This is a genomic window from Streptomyces sp. SID1328, from assembly GCF_009865595.1.
Classification (GTDB): Bacteria; Actinomycetota; Actinomycetes; order Streptomycetales; family Streptomycetaceae; genus Streptomyces; species Streptomyces griseoluteus.
In genome coordinates this window covers 1-1,417 of record NZ_WWKH01000451.1, presented here as the reverse complement: position 1 = coordinate 1,417, position 1,417 = coordinate 1, and the positions used below count along the sequence as shown (strand labels likewise).

1 protein-coding gene and 1 pseudogene are annotated in these 1,417 nt (G+C 76.1%); one reads left to right on the top strand and one right to left on the bottom strand.

Features of this window, described 5'->3' with window-relative positions; translation table 11 throughout:
- Nucleotides 1–160: pseudogene (locus tag GT030_RS13735) on the top strand (SGNH/GDSL hydrolase family protein); the annotation flags it as partial.
- 12 nt (nt 161–172) lie between these two features.
- On the opposite strand, the gene GT030_RS13730 reads toward GT030_RS13735, so the two are convergent.
- Entirely contained in the window at nt 173–655 is a 483-nt protein-coding gene (locus GT030_RS13730; RefSeq protein WP_161201359.1) for a DUF456 domain-containing protein, read from the bottom strand.
- Nucleotides 656–1,417 lie beyond the last annotated feature (762 nt).

Sequence of the window (1,417 nt, the reverse complement as noted above, 5' to 3'; positions counted from 1 at the left end):
CGGCGGGGCCTTCGACGCCGTCTGCGACGCGGACGCGGCGCTGCGCGATCCGGCCGACCCGGTGCGGCTGCTGCCGCGCTACGACCCCGGCGACCATCTGCACTTCGACGACGACGGGATGCGGGCCATCGCCGACTGTGTGAGCCGCGTCCTGCTGTGACCGCGGGCGGGGTCAGCCCCACAGCACCGAGCCCAGCCACGCGGCCGCGATCAGCAGGCAGGCGAAGAGTTCCGTGAACACGCTGGAGCCGCCCGAGCGCATCGCCGTTCGCAGCGCGGCCATCGCCTCGCCGTGGCGGCCGAGCCGGAGTCGTTCGCCGAGGTAGATCCCGCCCATGAAGCCGGGCAGCGCGCCCACCACGGGCAGCAGCACGAAGCCGGCGAGCGCGCCGACGCCCGCGTACACCGCCATCCGGGGTGTCGCGCCGCTCGCCCGCAGCCGGCGTGGGGGCAGCGTCCAGCGGACGACCTGCGCCAGCAGCAGGACGACGGTCGCGCCGACCAGGAGCGCCCAGGCCGGGCCGGACGGGTTCATCAACGCCCACCACAGGACCCCGGCCCACACCAGCCACGAACCCGGCACGCCGGGCACCAGCACTCCGCACAGGCCCAGCGCGATCACCAGGCCGACCAGCAGGAGTTCCCACGCTCCCATCTGCCCAGCGTGCCCGAGCCCGCACGGAACCGCAGATCTCGTACGGCCGTTCGCCCTGTCCCTCGATGCGCTGGGCGAGGAGGGCCCGATTTCGCCGATGCCCCGTTTCCGCGCGGCCCGCGTGGTGACAATTACCGGCATGAGTCAGCAGGGGGACGGGCCCACTCGCCAGGACGACGACTGGTGGGGTCAGCTCTACGACGAAACGGCCGACGACACCGGACCGGCACCGGCCCCGGATTCCCTGGACGACCGGTACGCCTCGGCGAAACGCACGACGGTGCCCGGGCCTGGCGGCGCGGAGGACCGGGGCACGGCGCGAGAGGGCTCGCCGCCGTCTCCCGCCCGGAGAACCGACGAGGCCCCCGGGCAACGCCCCCCGTTCCCGGACCAGCGGGACGCCGAGCCGCCTGCTCCAGTCCCCAGTGCTCAGCCAGGAGCCGCCCCGGTGCCCAAGGCGCGGCGGACCCCGCCCGGCGAGCCGACCGCTCCTCCGACGCCTGCTCCGCCTCCTCTGCCGGACCGGCCGCCGGCCGTCCCGCCACGCGCCCCCGACACACCGGGAGCCCGTACCCCGGTGTCGCCGGCCGCCCCGGACCAGCGGCCGGACCGGCCTCCCGCTCTCCCCGATCCCCAGCCCGGCCGGCCCCCCGCCGTCCCGCCCATGCCCGGCTGGCCCGCACCCACGGCGGAGCAGCCCCACGGGCCCTCCGATCCCGGCGCCCCCCGAGGTCCCGTGGTCACCGGTGTAGCCCACTTCAC